Annotated in this window: 15 protein-coding genes; 4 read left to right on the forward strand and 11 right to left on the reverse strand. The window is 69.3% G+C overall.

The features are described from left to right. Nucleotides 1-31: 31 nt before the first annotated feature. From HALDL1_12550 to HALDL1_12575, 6 genes are all read right to left on the reverse strand, one after another. Nucleotides 32-610 (reverse strand): hypothetical protein, encoded by a 579-nt coding sequence (locus HALDL1_12550; GenBank protein AHG04333.1) that lies wholly within the window; start codon nt 608-610, stop codon nt 32-34. Continuing rightward, nucleotides 603-1,439, reverse strand: coding sequence for a triphosphoribosyl-dephospho-CoA synthase (locus HALDL1_12555; protein AHG04334.1), 837 nt, complete (start codon nt 1,437-1,439; stop codon nt 603-605). The genes HALDL1_12550 and HALDL1_12555 overlap by 8 nt, the downstream gene beginning before the upstream one ends. Continuing rightward, a complete protein-coding gene (locus HALDL1_12560; protein ID AHG04335.1) occupies nt 1,436-2,167 on the reverse strand; it encodes a dihydropyrimidine dehydrogenase in 732 nt (243 codons plus the stop codon). The genes HALDL1_12555 and HALDL1_12560 overlap by 4 nt, the downstream gene beginning before the upstream one ends. Next, nucleotides 2,167-3,177 carry a 2-phospho-L-lactate transferase gene (locus HALDL1_12565; protein ID AHG04336.1) on the reverse strand — a complete coding sequence of 337 codons (1,011 nt, stop codon included), beginning with the start codon at nt 3,175-3,177 and terminating at the stop codon, nt 2,167-2,169. The genes HALDL1_12560 and HALDL1_12565 overlap by 1 nt, the downstream gene beginning before the upstream one ends. A 72-nt stretch (nt 3,178-3,249) precedes the next feature. Next, a complete protein-coding gene (locus HALDL1_12570) occupies nt 3,250-4,068 on the reverse strand; it encodes a hypothetical protein (protein AHG05336.1) in 819 nt (272 codons plus the stop codon). Between the two features lie 47 nt (nt 4,069-4,115). Then, a complete protein-coding gene (locus tag HALDL1_12575; protein ID AHG05337.1) occupies nt 4,116-4,880 on the reverse strand; it encodes a hypothetical protein in 765 nt (254 codons plus the stop codon). An 83-nt stretch (nt 4,881-4,963) separates the two neighbouring features. Between HALDL1_12575 and HALDL1_12580 the strand changes: the two genes are divergently transcribed. The 3 genes from HALDL1_12580 to HALDL1_12590 are packed head-to-tail and all read left to right on the forward strand — an operon-like array spanning nt 4,964 to nt 7,718. Further along, nucleotides 4,964-6,190 carry a phosphohydrolase gene (locus HALDL1_12580; protein AHG04337.1) on the forward strand — a complete coding sequence of 409 codons (1,227 nt, stop codon included), beginning with the start codon at nt 4,964-4,966 and terminating at the stop codon, nt 6,188-6,190. A gap of 31 nt (nt 6,191-6,221) precedes the next feature. Next, on the forward strand, nt 6,222-7,238 hold the full coding sequence (locus HALDL1_12585) for a nucleoside deaminase (GenBank protein ID AHG04338.1): 1,017 nt from the start codon (nt 6,222-6,224) through the stop codon (nt 7,236-7,238). A 36-nt stretch (nt 7,239-7,274) separates the two neighbouring features. Continuing rightward, a complete protein-coding gene (locus HALDL1_12590; GenBank protein ID AHG04339.1) occupies nt 7,275-7,718 on the forward strand; it encodes a universal stress protein UspA in 444 nt (147 codons plus the stop codon). Between the two features lies 1 nt (nt 7,719). On the opposite strand, the gene HALDL1_12595 is transcribed toward HALDL1_12590, so the two are convergent. Continuing rightward, on the reverse strand, nt 7,720-8,667 hold the full coding sequence (locus tag HALDL1_12595; protein ID AHG04340.1) for a biotin--acetyl-CoA-carboxylase ligase: 948 nt from the start codon (nt 8,665-8,667) through the stop codon (nt 7,720-7,722). Nucleotides 8,668-8,857: 190 nt separating this feature from the next. On the opposite strand from HALDL1_12595, the gene HALDL1_12600 reads away from it, so the two are divergent. Beyond that, nucleotides 8,858-8,992, forward strand: coding sequence for a hypothetical protein (locus HALDL1_12600; protein AHG04341.1), 135 nt, complete (start codon nt 8,858-8,860; stop codon nt 8,990-8,992). On the opposite strand, the gene HALDL1_12605 is transcribed toward HALDL1_12600, so the two are convergent. The 4 genes from HALDL1_12605 to HALDL1_12620 form a co-directional block, all read right to left on the reverse strand. Then, nucleotides 8,989-11,064: a hypothetical protein gene (locus HALDL1_12605; protein ID AHG04342.1), complete on the reverse strand. Its 2,076-nt coding sequence runs from the start codon at nt 11,062-11,064 to the stop codon at nt 8,989-8,991. The genes HALDL1_12600 and HALDL1_12605 overlap by 4 nt on opposite strands. Further along, nucleotides 11,061-11,321, reverse strand: coding sequence for a hypothetical protein (locus HALDL1_12610; protein AHG05338.1), 261 nt, complete (start codon nt 11,319-11,321; stop codon nt 11,061-11,063). Before HALDL1_12610 ends, HALDL1_12605 begins: the two co-directional genes overlap by 4 nt. A gap of 44 nt (nt 11,322-11,365) precedes the next feature. Next, a complete protein-coding gene (locus HALDL1_12615) occupies nt 11,366-13,192 on the reverse strand; it encodes a carbamoyl phosphate synthase (GenBank protein AHG04343.1) in 1,827 nt (608 codons plus the stop codon). 278 nt (nt 13,193-13,470) lie between these two features. Beyond that, nucleotides 13,471-14,136 carry a hypothetical protein gene (locus HALDL1_12620; GenBank protein AHG05339.1) on the reverse strand — a complete coding sequence of 222 codons (666 nt, stop codon included), beginning with the start codon at nt 14,134-14,136 and terminating at the stop codon, nt 13,471-13,473. Nucleotides 14,137-14,160: the final 24 nt, after the last annotated feature.

Here is a 14,160-nt window from a genome sequence, read left to right on the forward strand (position 1 = left end):
GGCCCTCAGGTCCTTCACGGTGACTCCGACACTACCAGTCGTCCTCGGCGAGTTCCCGCACACGCTCGACCGCCACCCGCTCGCGCTCGCCGCCGCAGGTCTCGGCCACGCTCTCGAAGTAGCGCAGGCGCTCGCGCAGCGCCTCCGTGTCGTAGGCGTCGACATCGAGCCGCGACACCGCCACTGTCATCTCGACGACGGCAGCGAACCCTCGGTCGATGGTCCGTGGTGCGGTCCGCACGACCTCTCTCTCGACGGGCCGGAGTTCCCACTGCTCGCGACGAGTTCCCGCGTCGTCTTCCGTGCCGACGTGGATGGCTTCCACACGCACCCAGGCGTCCGCGGAATCGAGCACCGGGTCGGCCTCCTCCCGAATCGAGAGCGCGGCCTCGGCGAAGTCCACGGGGTCGGCGACGAACTGGACGTAGCCGCCGCCCTCGCGGTGGAAGTTCCGGCGCGTCCGGGTGTTCCCCCACGTCGTCGCCGTCGCGGGGTCGCCGTCATCGGGAGCATGCAGGCCCAGCGCTGCGACGTTCCAGCGGTCGTTCGGCCCGCGCGTCGTCACCACCGTCTCGGTGACGCCCGCGAGTTCGACGGGCCACTCAGCCATCCACGGACACCCCGCGTTCGAGCGCGACGTACAGCGCCGCGGCGGTGAGGTCCGCCGTCGTCCCGGGGTTGACGCCGCGTTCGACGAGTTCCTCGGCGAACGCCCGGACCGCTTCGGGGTCGGCGCCCCGGAGTTCGAGCGCGCGCTCCTGGAGTTCGGCCGCGACGCTCTCGCCGTGTTCGGTGACGACGAGCGTGTCCGGGGCTTCGGCGAGCAACTGCAGGAAGGCGCTGGCTGCGCGGTCCGCGAGTAGTCCGTCGTCGGCCTCGATGCGCGCCGCGGCGCGGAACACCCGCGGGAACCCCTCGACCCACTCGCGGGCGTTGGCGTCGTGGTCGGCACTCAGTTCCATCACGTCGAAGAGCGTGAGTCCGCGCTCACGGAGGTCGGGAATGGCGTCGGCACCCCGGCGGACGTCTAGCGCGTCGGCGTCCTCGGGCGGGTCCGGGACGGCCACGTCGGTGTGCTCGAACGCGCGGTAGAACGCCGCGGCGTCCTCGACCGTGGTTGCCTCGACCACGTCGCTCGCGCGCTCTCTGGTCAGTTCGCCGCTACTGGCGGTGCGGACGAGCGGCACGAGGAGGAGGAGACAGCCGAACTGGGTGTTCGTGCCGGCCGCGTCGGCCATCCCCGCGACCGCCGTCTCGAACGCCTCACCGACGGCGCCGTCCTGTGCCGCTTCGAGACCCGCCCGTGCGCCCACGGCGCCAGCGAGGAACTGCTCGAAGCGGAGGTCCGGGAGGTCGCGCTCGCGGTCGACGTTCCCCGGCTTGGGCGCGCCCGTGACCTCCAGCAAGAGGGCGAGTTCGGCGCGCTCGGCGGGTGTCACAGGAACCACTCCTTGACCGCGGCGTATATCGACCGGACGTCGTCGGGGTCGCGACTCGGCCGACCGACGCTCACCGCGTCGGCACCGTAGGCGAAGTACTCGAAGACGTCCTCCCGGTGGCGGATGCCGTTGTTCGCCACCACGAACAGGTCCGTGGCCTCGACGACGTCGCGGACGACCCGCCGGGAGTCCATCGCGTCGACGTGTATCGCGTCGGCGCCGGCGTGTTCGATCGCCTTCGCGAGCGTCGGCAGGTGGACGCCGTCGACCTCAGCGCGCACCTTCACGGAGACGTCGGCGCCCGCGTCGCTGGCGGCTGCGACCTGCTCGCAGAGGCGGTCGGTGTCGCGGAGCAGCGTCTCGCCCGCGCCCGCTGTGCACATCTCGTCCTGTCGGCAGTGCGCGTTCACCTCCAGGATGGCGTCGTGGTCCGCGCAGACCGCGGCGACCTCCCGTAGCGGTTCGACTGTCGTGGTGCGGACGTTCATCCCGGCGCGCAGGAACTCGTCGTCGAGTTCAGATAGCTGGTCGTCGACGAACGCGATGGGGTCCTCGGGGAGGAACTCCTCGCGGTCCCGGTCGACCATCTCGCGGGCCGCCGCCCGGGTGGGTTCGTCGATGGCGATGCCGCCGAGGAACGCGGCTCCAGCGGGGTGCGCGCAGGCCGCCGCCCACTCGGCGTCCGACTCGCCGCTGAGGCTGGCGAGCGCGAGGCGCGGCGCGAACATCACGCCACCTCCGCGCCGGAGACGTGGTCGAGCGCGTCCCGGCACGCACGAGCGACGCGCTCGGCGTCCGCGTCGTCGTCCATCTCGGTGTCCGTGCGGACCACCGGGCGGTCCAGGTCGGTTGCGTCGGCGTCGTCGAGGACGAACGCGTCCGCGAACGGGTAGGCCGCCGCGACGCCCGCGGTCGAGGGGTCGTAGCCGACCGCGTCCATCAGTTTCCCGGCGGGGCCGGAGAACACCCGGTCCTCGACGAACGGCGAGACGGCGACCACGGTGGTCTCGTCGAGCGCCTCGCGGATGCCGTCGAGGGCGAGCATCGGCCCGATGCTCGTCACGGGGTTGGAGGGGCCGATAACTACGGGGCCGTCGCGGATGGCCTCGACGGCGGGGTCGGCGGCGTCGGCGCGCTCGGCGCCCCGGAACTCGACGTCCTCGACCGCCGGTTCACCGCCCTCGGCGACCCAGAACTCCTGGAAGTGCAGCGGGCCGTCGGGCGTGTGGACGATGCTCGCGACGGGGTCGTCGCTCATCGGCACGAGGTCGACGTCGAGGTCGAAGGCGTCAGCGAGTCGTCGCGTGACTTCGGTGAGCGAGTGGCCCTCGTCGAGCAGACTCGTCCGGAGGATGTGGACGGCGCGGTCGCGGTCACCGATGAACATGAACTCCGAAGCCCCCGAGAACCGCCGCCAATTGGCGATGTTCCGGCCCGCAGTCTGTCGGTCGTCGGGGAGGTAGCGCGGTCCATCTTCGATGCCGGCGGCGTCCGCGAGTTCGGTCAGGTAGTCGTGGGTCGTGGACTTGTCGCCCTCGATGCCCCACCAGGTCTCGCGGTCCAGGACGTCGCCGCCCGCGAAGAGGACGGTGTCGACGTCGGGGCAGACGAGCAGGCCGCCGAGTTCCACGTCGTCGCCGGTGTTCCCGACCACCGTAGCGTCGGCCGGGTCGAAGACGTCGTGGCTGCCGGCGAGCAGTTTCGGGGTGCCCGTCCCCCCGGCGAGGAACGTCGTCATACCTCACCGTGGACGAGCGGCCCGGTAAACCCTTCCGTCACCGGGCGACGTTGCGAGTGAGGAGGAGAGGGCTCAGGCCGAAATCGAGGCCGAGGAGGAGTTGCTGTCGGACGTGTTCGCGCGCGCCTCGTCGATCCACGCCGGCGGTTCGACGGTCGTCTCGCCGAGGTTCGTGTACCGCTGCGTGACGGCGATTGACGCCTCCTGGCCGTTGGTCTGCAGGCTGAGTTCGTAGCCGAACTGCTTGACCAGGCCTTCCTCCGTGATGTAGAGGGTCGATCCGACGTTCGAGACGTTCTCCGTGTCGAGGCCGCTGAAGCCGGGCGCGGACGTGTTGAGGTCCTCTACGCCGCTGGCCTCGTAGACGTGTGCCTGCGTGCCGTTGATCGTCTCGGTGCCGACGTGCTCGTAGTCGAAGGCCTGGATGAACGAGCCGATCTGACCGCCCGCTATCGCCGACGCGTTGGCGGTCTGCTGGGGGACCATGTAGCGGACGTCACCGCTCGAAAGTTCGAAGCGCTGGTAGGCCGAACCGTTGCCGAAGACGAACCGCTCGATGGTGCGGCCCCGCGACCGCTGGACGGAGCTGTACGCACCGGTCTCGTAGTTGGCCTTGAGCGTGCTCTGCGAGGAGACCGACTGGTTGCCCTGGCTCTGGTTGGAGGTGGAGACGAGCGTGAACGTGCCCGCCTCAGCGACAGCAGCCTCGTGGTTCTCCGCCACCATCGCGCTGTCGAGTGGCGTCTCGTAGACGGCGTCGCCCGCGTCGCTGGCTGTCGTCCCGTTCAGGGCGGCCTGCGTCGTGGTGCCGTCGCCGCCGCCACCGCCGGCGCTGCAACCGGCGACGACGATGAGCGCTACGACGGCGACCGTGACTAACTTTCGTCGCACGCCACCACGTTCGCCGAGCGCGCAGAAAACCCCTCCGAAGCCGGGGGTCAATCGGTGGCGTTCCGCGCCGCCGGAATCCAGCCCGGCGGGGAGGTGTCGGTGTCGCCGAGTTGCTGGAAGCGCACGGTGATGCTGGTGAACCGGGACCGGCCGTCGTCCTCGAAGTCGAGCGTGTAGTCGACGCGGCGGAGCGTCCCGTCCTCGCGGAACTGCAGCGTGGCTTCCGCGTGGTTCACGGTGACGTTCTCCTCCTCGCCGAGATACGACGACCCGAACTCGCCCGGGCGGTCCAGTTCCTCCGCGTGGTAGACGTGGACGCGCTCACCGTCGACAGTTTTCGCGCCCGCGTAGTCGAACGCGAACAGTTCGAGAGAACCCCGGAGGCTCCCTCTCGCGTAGGTAGTGGCGTTCCCGATGCCGCGAAGGACTCTGTCGTAGGACACCTCGCCGGAGGACACCAGCCGCGCGTACGACGTTCCGTTCCCGAAGCGGTAGGCCTGCTGGACGTCTCCCTGGGTCGTCTCGTGCTCGTAGACGGCGCCGGTGTCGAGGTTCCCGCGCACCAGTAGCTCCCGGGCCACTGCGTCGCCGTCGCCGTGCTTCCACGTCGCGTTCGTGTCGATGGTGAACGTCCCGTACTCCCGCAGGGCCGCGAGGTGGGCGTCGGTCACCGCCTCGGTGTCGAGGGGCGTCTCGTAGAGCGGTTCGGCGTCCGTGTCGTACGCTGGCGTGGTCGTCGTGTCCCCGCCGGCGCTGCAGCCGGCGACGAGGAGGAGGGCTGCCACGGCGACCGTGGCTGTGGTGCGTCGCATGCGGCTACCGTGGGTCGCCAGCCCCCAAAAGCTCCGGTGACGGGTCCGCGGTTTTTTACACGAGAACGCCGAATCACGCCCCAATGACCACCATCAAGGACAGCGTCCACGACCACATCGAGGTCGGGGGCGTCGCCGCGGACCTGGTGGACACGCCGCCCGTCCAGCGGCTCCGCCGCATCAAGCAGCTGGGCACGGTCCACCTCGTCTACCCGTCGGCGAACCACACGCGCTTCGAGCACTCCCTGGGCGTCTACCACCTCGCCGACCGCGCGCTCGACCACGTCGAAATCGGCGGCGTGCAGGCCGAGCGCGTGCGAGCCGCGGCCATCCTCCACGACGTCGGTCACAGCCCGTACAGCCACAACGTCGAGGGCGTCCTCGAACGCCGCACCGGAAAGCGCCACGACGACGTCGAGGAACTGCTCGGCGAGGGTCGAGTCGCCGAGGTGCTAGAGTCCCACGGCCTCGACCCAGCGAACATCGCGTCGCTCGTGCGCGGCGAGGGCGAACTCGGCCAGCTCGTCGCGGGGGAACTCGACGTCGACCGGATGGACTACCTCGTGCGGGACGCCCACCACACCGGCGTCCCCTACGGCACCATCGACACCGGTCGACTCGTCCGGGAGCTGACGTTCATCGACGGCGACCTCGTGCTCGCGGAGGGGAACGTCCAGACCGCAGAGAGCCTGCTGCTGGCGCGCGCGCTGATGAACCCCACCGTCTACAGCCACCACGTCGCGCGCATCAGCAAGACGATGCTCCGGCGGGCCACGGAGGCGCTGCTGGACACCAGCGAGATCACTGCCGAGGAGCTCCGACGGATGGACGACCACGAACTCTCGGTCGCGCTGCGGAGCCACGCCGAAACCAGGGAGCTGGGGCGCCGACTCGCCGACCGCGACCTGTTCAAGCGCGCGGTGTGGGCGGAGATGGGCGACGTGGACCCGGACGTCATCGGCGCCGACCACGACGACGTGCGGGCGTTCGAGGCGGACATCGCCGCTGACGCCGGCGTTGACCCGGCCGACGTCGTCCTCGACGTGCAGGGCCAGCCCTCGATGCGCGAGTCGACGACCGGCGTGCTCGTCAACGGGGAGGTACGGCGCCTCGACAGGCAGTCCACGCTCGTGCGCGCCCTCCAGGTCGCCCAGCGCGAGCAGTGGCGCCTCGGCGTCTACGCGCCCGAAGAGAGCGTGGAGACCGTCGGGCACTCCGCGGAGCGCGTGCTCGGCCTGAAGACGGACGGGGCGCTCATCAGTGAGGTGAACAGCCCGGGTCGGTACGCCTCGCTCGAGGAGTTCGAGTAAGCTTCACGGTGGCGGCCCGAGACTGACACGTATGGAACTCTCCGGGACAGTCCTCTGGGGGGAGGACTACGAACCAGTACAGGGGACGCTCGTCGTCGACGACGGCGAGATCGTCCGCCTCGACGAGGAGCGGACGGACTCGACCGACGTCGTGTTGCCCGCGTTCGTGAACGCCCACACCCACCTCGGCGACTCTATCGCGAAGGAGGCCGGGCGCGGCCTCACGCTCGAGGAACTGGTCGCGCCGCCGGACGGGCTCAAACACCGGTTGCTCCGGGAGGCCGACCGCTCGGAGCTCGTCGAGGCGATGCGCCGGAGCCTCCAGTTCATGGCGGAGACGGGCACCGCGACGACCCTCGAGTTCAGGGAGGGCGGCATCGAGGGCGTCCACGCGCTTCGCGAGGCCGCGAAGGGCGTCGGCGTCGAGCCGTTCGTCTTCGGTCGCGGCGACCCCGACGTCGTCGAGGTCGCGGACGGTTACGGCGCGAGCGGCGCCGCGGACGGCGAGTTCGGCCGCGAGCGCAACGCCACGCGGCGCGTCGGCAAACCGTTCGCCATCCACGCCGGCGAGGTCGACTCCTCGGACATCAACCCGGCGCTGGACCTCGACCCGGACCTGCTCGTGCACATGGTCCACGCCGAGCAGTTGCACCTCGACCGCGTCGAGGACAACGGCATCCCGGTGGCCGTCTGTCCGCGGTCGAACCTCGTGACCGACGTCGGCCTGCCGCCGGTCCGCGACCTGCTCGACCGGACGACGGTGGCGCTGGGGACGGACAACGTGATGACGAACAGCCCGTCGATGTTCCGCGAGATGGAGTTCGTCTCGAAGTGCTGCGACGTCGAGGCCCCAGAGGTGCTGGAGATGGCGACGCGGGCGGGCGCGTCGGTCGTCGACGGGAACTACGGCGTCGTCGAGGCCGACCGGGAGGCCCGCCTGCTGGTGCTCGACGGCGACTCGCACAACCTCGCCGGCGCCCGAGACCTGGTCCGCGCGGTGGTGCGGCGCGCCGGCGCGAGCGACGTGAAGCGCGTCGTTCTGCCATGAACACTTAACCCCCCACCGCGTGAACACGTAGCACACATGGGTCGCTACGAGCGCATTCTCGTGCCCACCGACGGCTCCGAGGCGACGCGCCGGGCCGTCGAGCACGGGATCGGACTGGCCGCCGAGCACGGCGCCACGATACACGCGCTGTACGTCGTGAACTCGGCGAACTTCGCGGGACTCCCGATGGATTCCTCCTGGGAGAGCGTGGCGGCGATGATGAACGAGGAAGGCGCGAGCGCGCTCGACGACGTCGAGGCCATCGCCGACGAACACGGGGTGACGATGGAGCGCGCGCTCGTGGACGGCAACCCGAGCCGCGAGATCGTGCGCTACGCGGAGGACGAGGGCTGCGACCTCGTGGTGATGGGGACCCACGGCCGGGGCGGCATCGACCGCCTGTTGCTGGGGAGCGTCGCGGAGAAGGTCGTTCGGTCCTCGTCGGTGCCGGTGTTGACCGTGCGCGTCGGCGAGGAGTAGGCTACGCCGACCGGAGGTGCTGGCAGTCCCCGGAGTGAATCACCCGCTCGCCGTCCGCCGTCTCGACGACGAGCGCGCCGTGTTCGGTCACGTCCACGGCGTCGCCGACGACGTCGCCGTTCTGTGTTTCGACGCGGACACGCTGACCGAGCGTCGCCGTCCGCTCGCGCCACGCGTCCAGAATCGCGTCCGGGTCGTTCCTGAGCGCGTCGAACCGCTCGAGCACGCGCTGGACGAACAGCCGCCGGGGGACGTCGCCGGCCTCCGCCCTGATGCTCGTCGCGTCGCCGTCGAGGTCGGCGGGGTCGACGTCGGCGTTGACGCCGACGCCGAGGACCACCCAGGACACCCGACTGGCCTCACCCTCCATCTCGGTGAGGGCGCCCGCGAGTTTCGCGCCGCCGCGGCCGGAGCTGTCGTTCTCGCGGGGGACGACGACGTCGTTCGGCCACTTGATAGCGGCGTCGACGCCCAGCTCGCGCGCCGCGTCGGTGACGGCGACGGCCGCCGCGAGCGTCAGCAGCGGCGCACGGGCGGGTGGCAGGTCGGGCCGGAGGACGACGCTCATCCAGACGCCGCCCGCGGGCGACGACCACTGGCGGCCGCGGCGCCCCCGACCGCCGGTCTGGCGGTCGGCGAGCACGACCACGTCGCTCGCGCCGTCCGCGGCGAGTTCGCGCGCACGGTCGTTCGTGCTCGGGAGGGAATCGTGGTACTCCACCTCGAAGGCTGCGTCGAGTCCGAACTCGACGGCTTCGGCGCCGTACTCCGGGACACCCGCGAGCGTGTAGCCGTCCGCGACGCTCTTGACGGTGAAGCCGGCGTCCCGTAGCGCTTCGACGTGCTTCCAGACGGCCGTTCGGGAGACGCCGAGGTGGTCGGCGAGCTCCGGACCGGTGACCGGGCCGTCGTCGAGGGCGTCGAGGACGGCGCGGCGCGTCTCGTTCATCGCACTGAAGTTGCTCGTGCGACGGCAAAAGCCTCCCTGTCGCCAGTGAGATCCGTTGACAATGCCCTCGTCGGCACGTAGAGCGCCAGATAATTTGATTTCGCCGCCAGATTCGGGAATTTTACAGATATTTTCTATCCGTTATCTTCAAATAGATTCAATATATCGGCGGGCTTCTGACCAGTTGACGATGTCAGACAGCAAGCTCACGCAGTTCCTGACGGACAACCCGCGAATGATCGGCGTCCTGTTCACGATGATGGTGTTCCTCTCGACCACCGGCGCCGCCGCTGCCAGCAACGCAGGCATCAACTCCGGTCCTTAGTTCAGCTGTTTCTCGAGTAGTTCGTCGCTCCAGTCGAGTCCGCCGTCACGAATCACTGGTACGACGCCGTGGTCGAAGAACTCGCGAAGCTCCGCAGTCGAGACGACGAACGTGTCTATCTCCCCCGAGTTCAGGTAACGGGTCGTGTTATCACCCACGTACGGCGTGAGTAGCGACCCGATCGAGGACCGAGACGTCGGGTAGCCGTGGATTGTGAGTTCGTAATCCTCGCCGAGTTCGGTCAGTTCGACGGCCATCGGGATACCGCTCCGGTTCTGCACGAGCTGGAGCGTCCCGTCCCCGATGGTGATGTACTGGCTGCCGAACAGCGTGACGTTGCGCGCCACCGAGAGCCCCGCCTGCAGCGAGAAGCCGTTGTTCAGCAGTCGCGCGAGCGCCCGCCCGATGCGAACTGCGGGGTCGTTGCTGATGTTGGCGAGCGTGACGATGCCTCCGAGACTCCCGCGGTCGACGAGGGCCTGGCCCTGCTTGTACGACTGGCAGGCGTTCAGCAGGAACGCGTCGACTTCGACGGTCTCCATCGTCCGCGCGTCGAACATCCCGTCCGCACACTGGAAGCCGTCCTCGTCGACGTGCCCGATGTAGTGGAGGAAGTCCGCGTCGCTGTGCAGGACCTCCCGCAGTTCCGCGCCCGTGAGTTCGTAGTAGACGGAGATGTCGAACTCGAAGAGGTCGCGGGCGCCGTAGAACTCCTCGACGATGTCCTCCTCGCTCATCTCCGTGTCGTTGCAGACGATCTCGATGCTGATCGACCCCGTGTCGCGTTCCGGCCTGTCGAGGCGCCGCCGGTAGGAATCCGCGCCCGCCTTGCTCGCGCCCAGCGGGTAGCCATCCGCAATCCACGCGTGCTCGATGGAAGTCGTTTCGGCCGGCTTGACGATTCCGGAGTCCTCGGTGACCGCTCCGGAGGGGGTGCGTTCGAGCGGGTCGGCGCCCCGGTAGAACGACGTGAGTTCCTCGGGTTCGGAGTGGACGGTCGGGTCCGGTCCGGTTCCCGGAATCCTGATCTCCGCGAGGTCGTTAGTGACGAACGGAATCGACTCGACGTTCGCCGGGTCGGGGGCCACGTCCGCCGTCAGCTTCCACCTTGGGCGGTGGGGCTCGGTCACCTCGTAGGGGACGTCGAGGTACGCCGCGACCTGTTCGGCGAGGGGGGCGTCATACAGTTCGGCGAGGTCGAACGGGAGGTCCTCCTCGACGGCGTTCCGCTCGTGGAGGTTCACCGGATAGAACCCCTCCGTCCGCGTCACGCAGTCGAGGAAGAAGACGTGCTTGAGGAGCGTGTTGACCTCGGATTCGAACCCCCGTGCGGTGTCGAGTGCGTGACGCTCCCCGGCCACCACGAGCGCCCGCTGGTCGGCCGGCACGATGTCGGCGCCGAGGTAGTACGCCAGCGAACTCACCCGGTAGAGGTCGCCGTAGTCGCGCGGAATCTCGATGGTGACGTCGGTGTCGGGTTTCGTGAGGGCGTCCGGCGCGTCGAAGCCGTCGCCGCGTTCGACGAGCGGGGGGTGGCCGCGCAGCGTCGGGAACGAGCGCTCGGGGGACGTCGTCTTGAGCGCCGACCCGCTCAGCGAGAGCGCGCGCATCGCGTCCTCGACGTCGTCGCCGACGGTGATGGTGCCCGCCGGCGACTCGTGGAGTGAGCGGGCGCCGACGGCGGCGGTCACTGGTCCGTCGAACGCGACGTGCGTCGAGTTCTCCAGGCGTCGAATCGTGACGCTGGCGTCCACGACGATCTGGAGTTTCATCGCCCCGATGTCGACGTCCAGTGAGTACCGCTTCCGGGGGTACTCGGCGTGTTGCTGGTTCGACGTTTCGTCGACGAGCGTCCCGTCCTCGGACCAGAGGAAGACGTTCACGAGGCGCGGGATTTCGATCTCCTGGGCCCGCACGGTGACGGCGTCGTCGACCGGAAGGACGAAGCGCTCCGTGTCCGCCGGTTCCGGGTCGATGACCCGGTCTGTGTACAGTTCGAGTTGCGCGTTCTCGATGGGATCCCGGATCCGGATTCCCGGTGGCTTCTCTATCGGCGTGAACTCCGGTTTCACGCCGACCACCGTCCGTCTCCGCCGGTGGAGGCTGCGAACGGGTCGTCGGGGACTGGAGCGCAGCCGGGCAGAACCACGGGAGAGGGGAGGGCGTGGAGGGTGACTGTGTCGTCGGAGTCCATGGTGGCGTCGGTAGCTTCCTGCGTCGAGAGGCGCCGGACAGGGATAACCGCCGCGGTGTCCACTGGGAGCGCCCGACGCCCGACTCCGCCCACAGACGGCTCAGTCGGCGCGCGGGCGGCCCCCTCGGTTGGCATCGTACCACAGAGGGGAGCGGGCTATCATAAAAATTCGGACGGCGTCAGTCGATGACGACGAGCACGTCGCCCATGTCGACGCTGTCGCCCTCCTCGACGGTCACCTGCGTGACGGTGCCGCCGTGGGAGGCGACCACGTCGTTCTCCATCTTCATCGCCTCGAGCACGACGAGCACGTCGCCGGGTTCGACCTCGTCGCCCTCCGCGACGTCCACCGAGAGGATGGTGCCCTGCATCTCCGACTCGACGGTCTCACCCTCGCCCTCGACGACGGTCTCGGAGTCGCTGTCGTCGCTCGCGCGCTCGGGGCGCTGGCCGCCACTGCTCCCGCCGCTCGTGGCGAGCTGGGCCGCGCCGCGCTCCTCGAGGTTGACCTCGAAGCGCTTGCCGTTGACCTCGACGGTGAAGTCGCGCTCGACGACCTCCTCGTCGCTGTCGTCGCTGGTGGTGTCGCCGCCCCACCGCTCCTGGGCCTCGTCGATGCGCTCGGGGTCGAGCGTCTCGTCGAGGTACTTCGTGGTGTGCGTGCCTGCGACGAACGCGTCGTCGGTCAGCATCAGCCGGTGGAACGGGACGATGGTCGGGATGCCCTCGATGTCGTACTCGGCGAGCGCTCGCTGCGAGCGAACGATGCACTCCTCGCGGTCGCCCGCGTGCACGATGAGTTTCGCGACCATCGAGTCGTAGTCCGTGACGAGGTCGTCGCCCTGGCGGAGCGCGTCGTCGACCCGCACGCCGATTCCGCCCGGCGGGTCGTACGTCTCGAGGCTCCCGCCGGTCGCTGGTGCGAAGTCGTTGGCTGCGTTCTCCGCGTTGATGCGGAACTCCATCGCGTGGCCGCGGAGGTCGACGTCGTCCTGCGCGAACGTGAGCTCCTCGTCCGCCGCGATCTTCAGCTGCCACTTCACGATGTCGATGCCCGTCAGCGCCTCCGTGACGGTGTGCTCGACCTGGATGCGCGTGTTCACCTCGAGGAAGTAGAAGCCAGTCTCCGGACCGAGCAGTTCGCCGGCCTCGCGGTCGGGGTCCTCCTCGACGAGGAACTCGAAGGTCCCCGCGTTGTAGTAGCCCGCGTCGTCCGCGCCGCGCCGGGCGGCCTCGCCGATCTCCTCGCGGAGGTCGTCCGTGAGCGCGGACGACGGCCCCTCCTCGATGACCTTCTGGTGGCGCCGCTGCAGCGAGCAGTCCCGCTCGCCGAGGTGGCGGACGTTGCCGTGGTGGTCGGCGATGATCTGGACCTCCACGTGGCGTGGGTTCTCGAGGTAGCGCTCCAGATAGACGTTCGCGTTGTCGAAGTACGCCTCGCCCTCGCGCTGGGCCGACTCGAGTTGCTCCTCGGCCTCCTCGGCGCTGCGAACGATCTTCATCCCGCGGCCGCCACCGCCGCCCTCGGCCTTGATGGCGATTGGGTAGCCGTGCTCCTCGCCGAACTCGTGGACCTCGTCGACAGACTCCACGGGGTCGGTGGTGCCGGGGACGATGGGGACGTCGGCGTCCCGCATCGTCTTCCGGGCCTTCGTCTTCTCGCCGAGTTGCTCCATCGACTCCGCGGCGGGGCCGACCCACGTCACACCCTCCGTGTCCTCGACCTTGCTCGCGAACTCAGCGTTCTCCGCGAGGAAGCCGTAGCCTGGGTGGATGGCGTCGGCGCCGGACTGTTCGGCGGCGTCGATGATGGCCTCGTGGTCGAGGTAGGAGTCGGCGGCGCGGGCGGGGCCGACGTTGTACGCCTCGTCGGCGTAGCGAACGTGGCCCGCGTGTTTGTCGGCGTCGCTGTAGACGGCGACGGTGTCGATGCCGAGTTCCTCGCAGGCCCGCATCACGCGGACCGCGATTTCGCCGCGGTTGGCGACGAGTACCTTCTCGAACATTCTTGGAGTTGGATTCTGGAGACGGCCTACTGATACTGTCGGTTCGAATCCGCCTCCGACCCACTGCTGCTTCGTACTCACGCGGACGAGCACCGCGTAGCGTGTGCGAGTCGCGAGATAGCACGGTGGGGTGTCGCGGATTCGAACCCTGCAAGTCGCGCGCAGCGTAGCGAGCACGTCTTGCTCCGGTTCGGAATCGTCCACGCCCCACGGGGGCAGGGTTGACGAGTCTACGCCAGCGCTCCCATCACCTCCGCGTACCAATCGAGCGCCGGGAGTTAGTCCCGGAGGAAGGCGAGCGTCTCGGCGACGACCTCGCGTTCCCGGTCGGCCCCACGGAACGAGTGGCCCTCTCCCTCCCGAACGAGTAGCTCGCCATCGTCGACCGCGTCGACGAGGCGCCGGGAGTTCTCGACGGCGACCACGTCGTCGTCGGAGCCGTGGATGATCCGGACGCTGGCGTCGAGGTCGGCGACCGTCTCGGGGCCGATCTGTCGCGAGTCGAGTTCCTCGATGGGGGCCGCCGTCACGCCCCCGATGTGGGACTCAGCACCGAAGTCGAAGGCCGCTGGTGCCCACAGCACCAGCCTGTCGACGGCCTCCGGCACGTGGGTCAGCGTGACGCCGGCGCCGAAGCTCTTCCCGACGACGGCGATGTCGGTACACCCCTCCTCGCGGAGGCGTTCGACCGCAGCGTCGAGTTCCGCCTGGAGTTCGTCGAGGGTCTTCTTCCAGACGCCGCTGGGCGTCCAGCTCTCGAAGCGGAAGGCGTGGGCGCCCTCGGCGGCGGCCTCCTCGGCGAGGCGGTCGAAGATGCCGCCCCAGGGACCGTGACCGGCACCCGACATCACGACGACGCCCCGCCCGTCCGGGGAGTCGGGGACGGTCAGTTCGGCCTCGTACGAGTCGCCGTGTGCGGTGAGCGTGGCTGCCTCTGAGCGCATCGTCACACAGACCGTCTGACGAGC

It is taken from the genome of Halobacterium sp. DL1 (genome assembly GCA_000230955.3).
Lineage (GTDB): Archaea > Halobacteriota > Halobacteria > Halobacteriales > Halobacteriaceae > Halobacterium.

What these genes read in the sequence shown, in the direction of transcription:
- HALDL1_12615 (AHG04343.1), bottom strand. Translation starts at nt 13,192, where the DNA reads ATGTTCGAGAAGGTACTCGTCGCCAACCGCGGCGAAATCGCGGTCCGC.
- HALDL1_12575 (AHG05337.1), bottom strand. Translation starts at nt 4,880, where the DNA reads ATGCGACGCACCACAGCCACGGTCGCCGTGGCAGCCCTCCTCCTCGTC.
- HALDL1_12550 (AHG04333.1), bottom strand. Translation starts at nt 610, where the DNA reads ATGGCTGAGTGGCCCGTCGAACTCGCGGGCGTCACCGAGACGGTGGTG.
- HALDL1_12585 (AHG04338.1), top strand. Translation starts at nt 6,222, where the DNA reads ATGGAACTCTCCGGGACAGTCCTCTGGGGGGAGGACTACGAACCAGTA.
- HALDL1_12590 (AHG04339.1), top strand. Translation starts at nt 7,275, where the DNA reads ATGGGTCGCTACGAGCGCATTCTCGTGCCCACCGACGGCTCCGAGGCG.
- HALDL1_12620 (AHG05339.1), bottom strand. Translation starts at nt 14,136, where the DNA reads ATGCGCTCAGAGGCAGCCACGCTCACCGCACACGGCGACTCGTACGAG.
- HALDL1_12610 (AHG05338.1), bottom strand. Translation starts at nt 11,321, where the DNA reads ATGCCAACCGAGGGGGCCGCCCGCGCGCCGACTGAGCCGTCTGTGGGC.
- HALDL1_12595 (AHG04340.1), bottom strand. Translation starts at nt 8,667, where the DNA reads ATGAACGAGACGCGCCGCGCCGTCCTCGACGCCCTCGACGACGGCCCG.
- HALDL1_12580 (AHG04337.1), top strand. Translation starts at nt 4,964, where the DNA reads ATGACCACCATCAAGGACAGCGTCCACGACCACATCGAGGTCGGGGGC.
- HALDL1_12560 (AHG04335.1), bottom strand. Translation starts at nt 2,167, where the DNA reads ATGTTCGCGCCGCGCCTCGCGCTCGCCAGCCTCAGCGGCGAGTCGGAC.
- HALDL1_12565 (AHG04336.1), bottom strand. Translation starts at nt 3,177, where the DNA reads ATGACGACGTTCCTCGCCGGGGGGACGGGCACCCCGAAACTGCTCGCC.
- HALDL1_12600 (AHG04341.1), top strand. Translation starts at nt 8,858, where the DNA reads ATGTCAGACAGCAAGCTCACGCAGTTCCTGACGGACAACCCGCGAATG.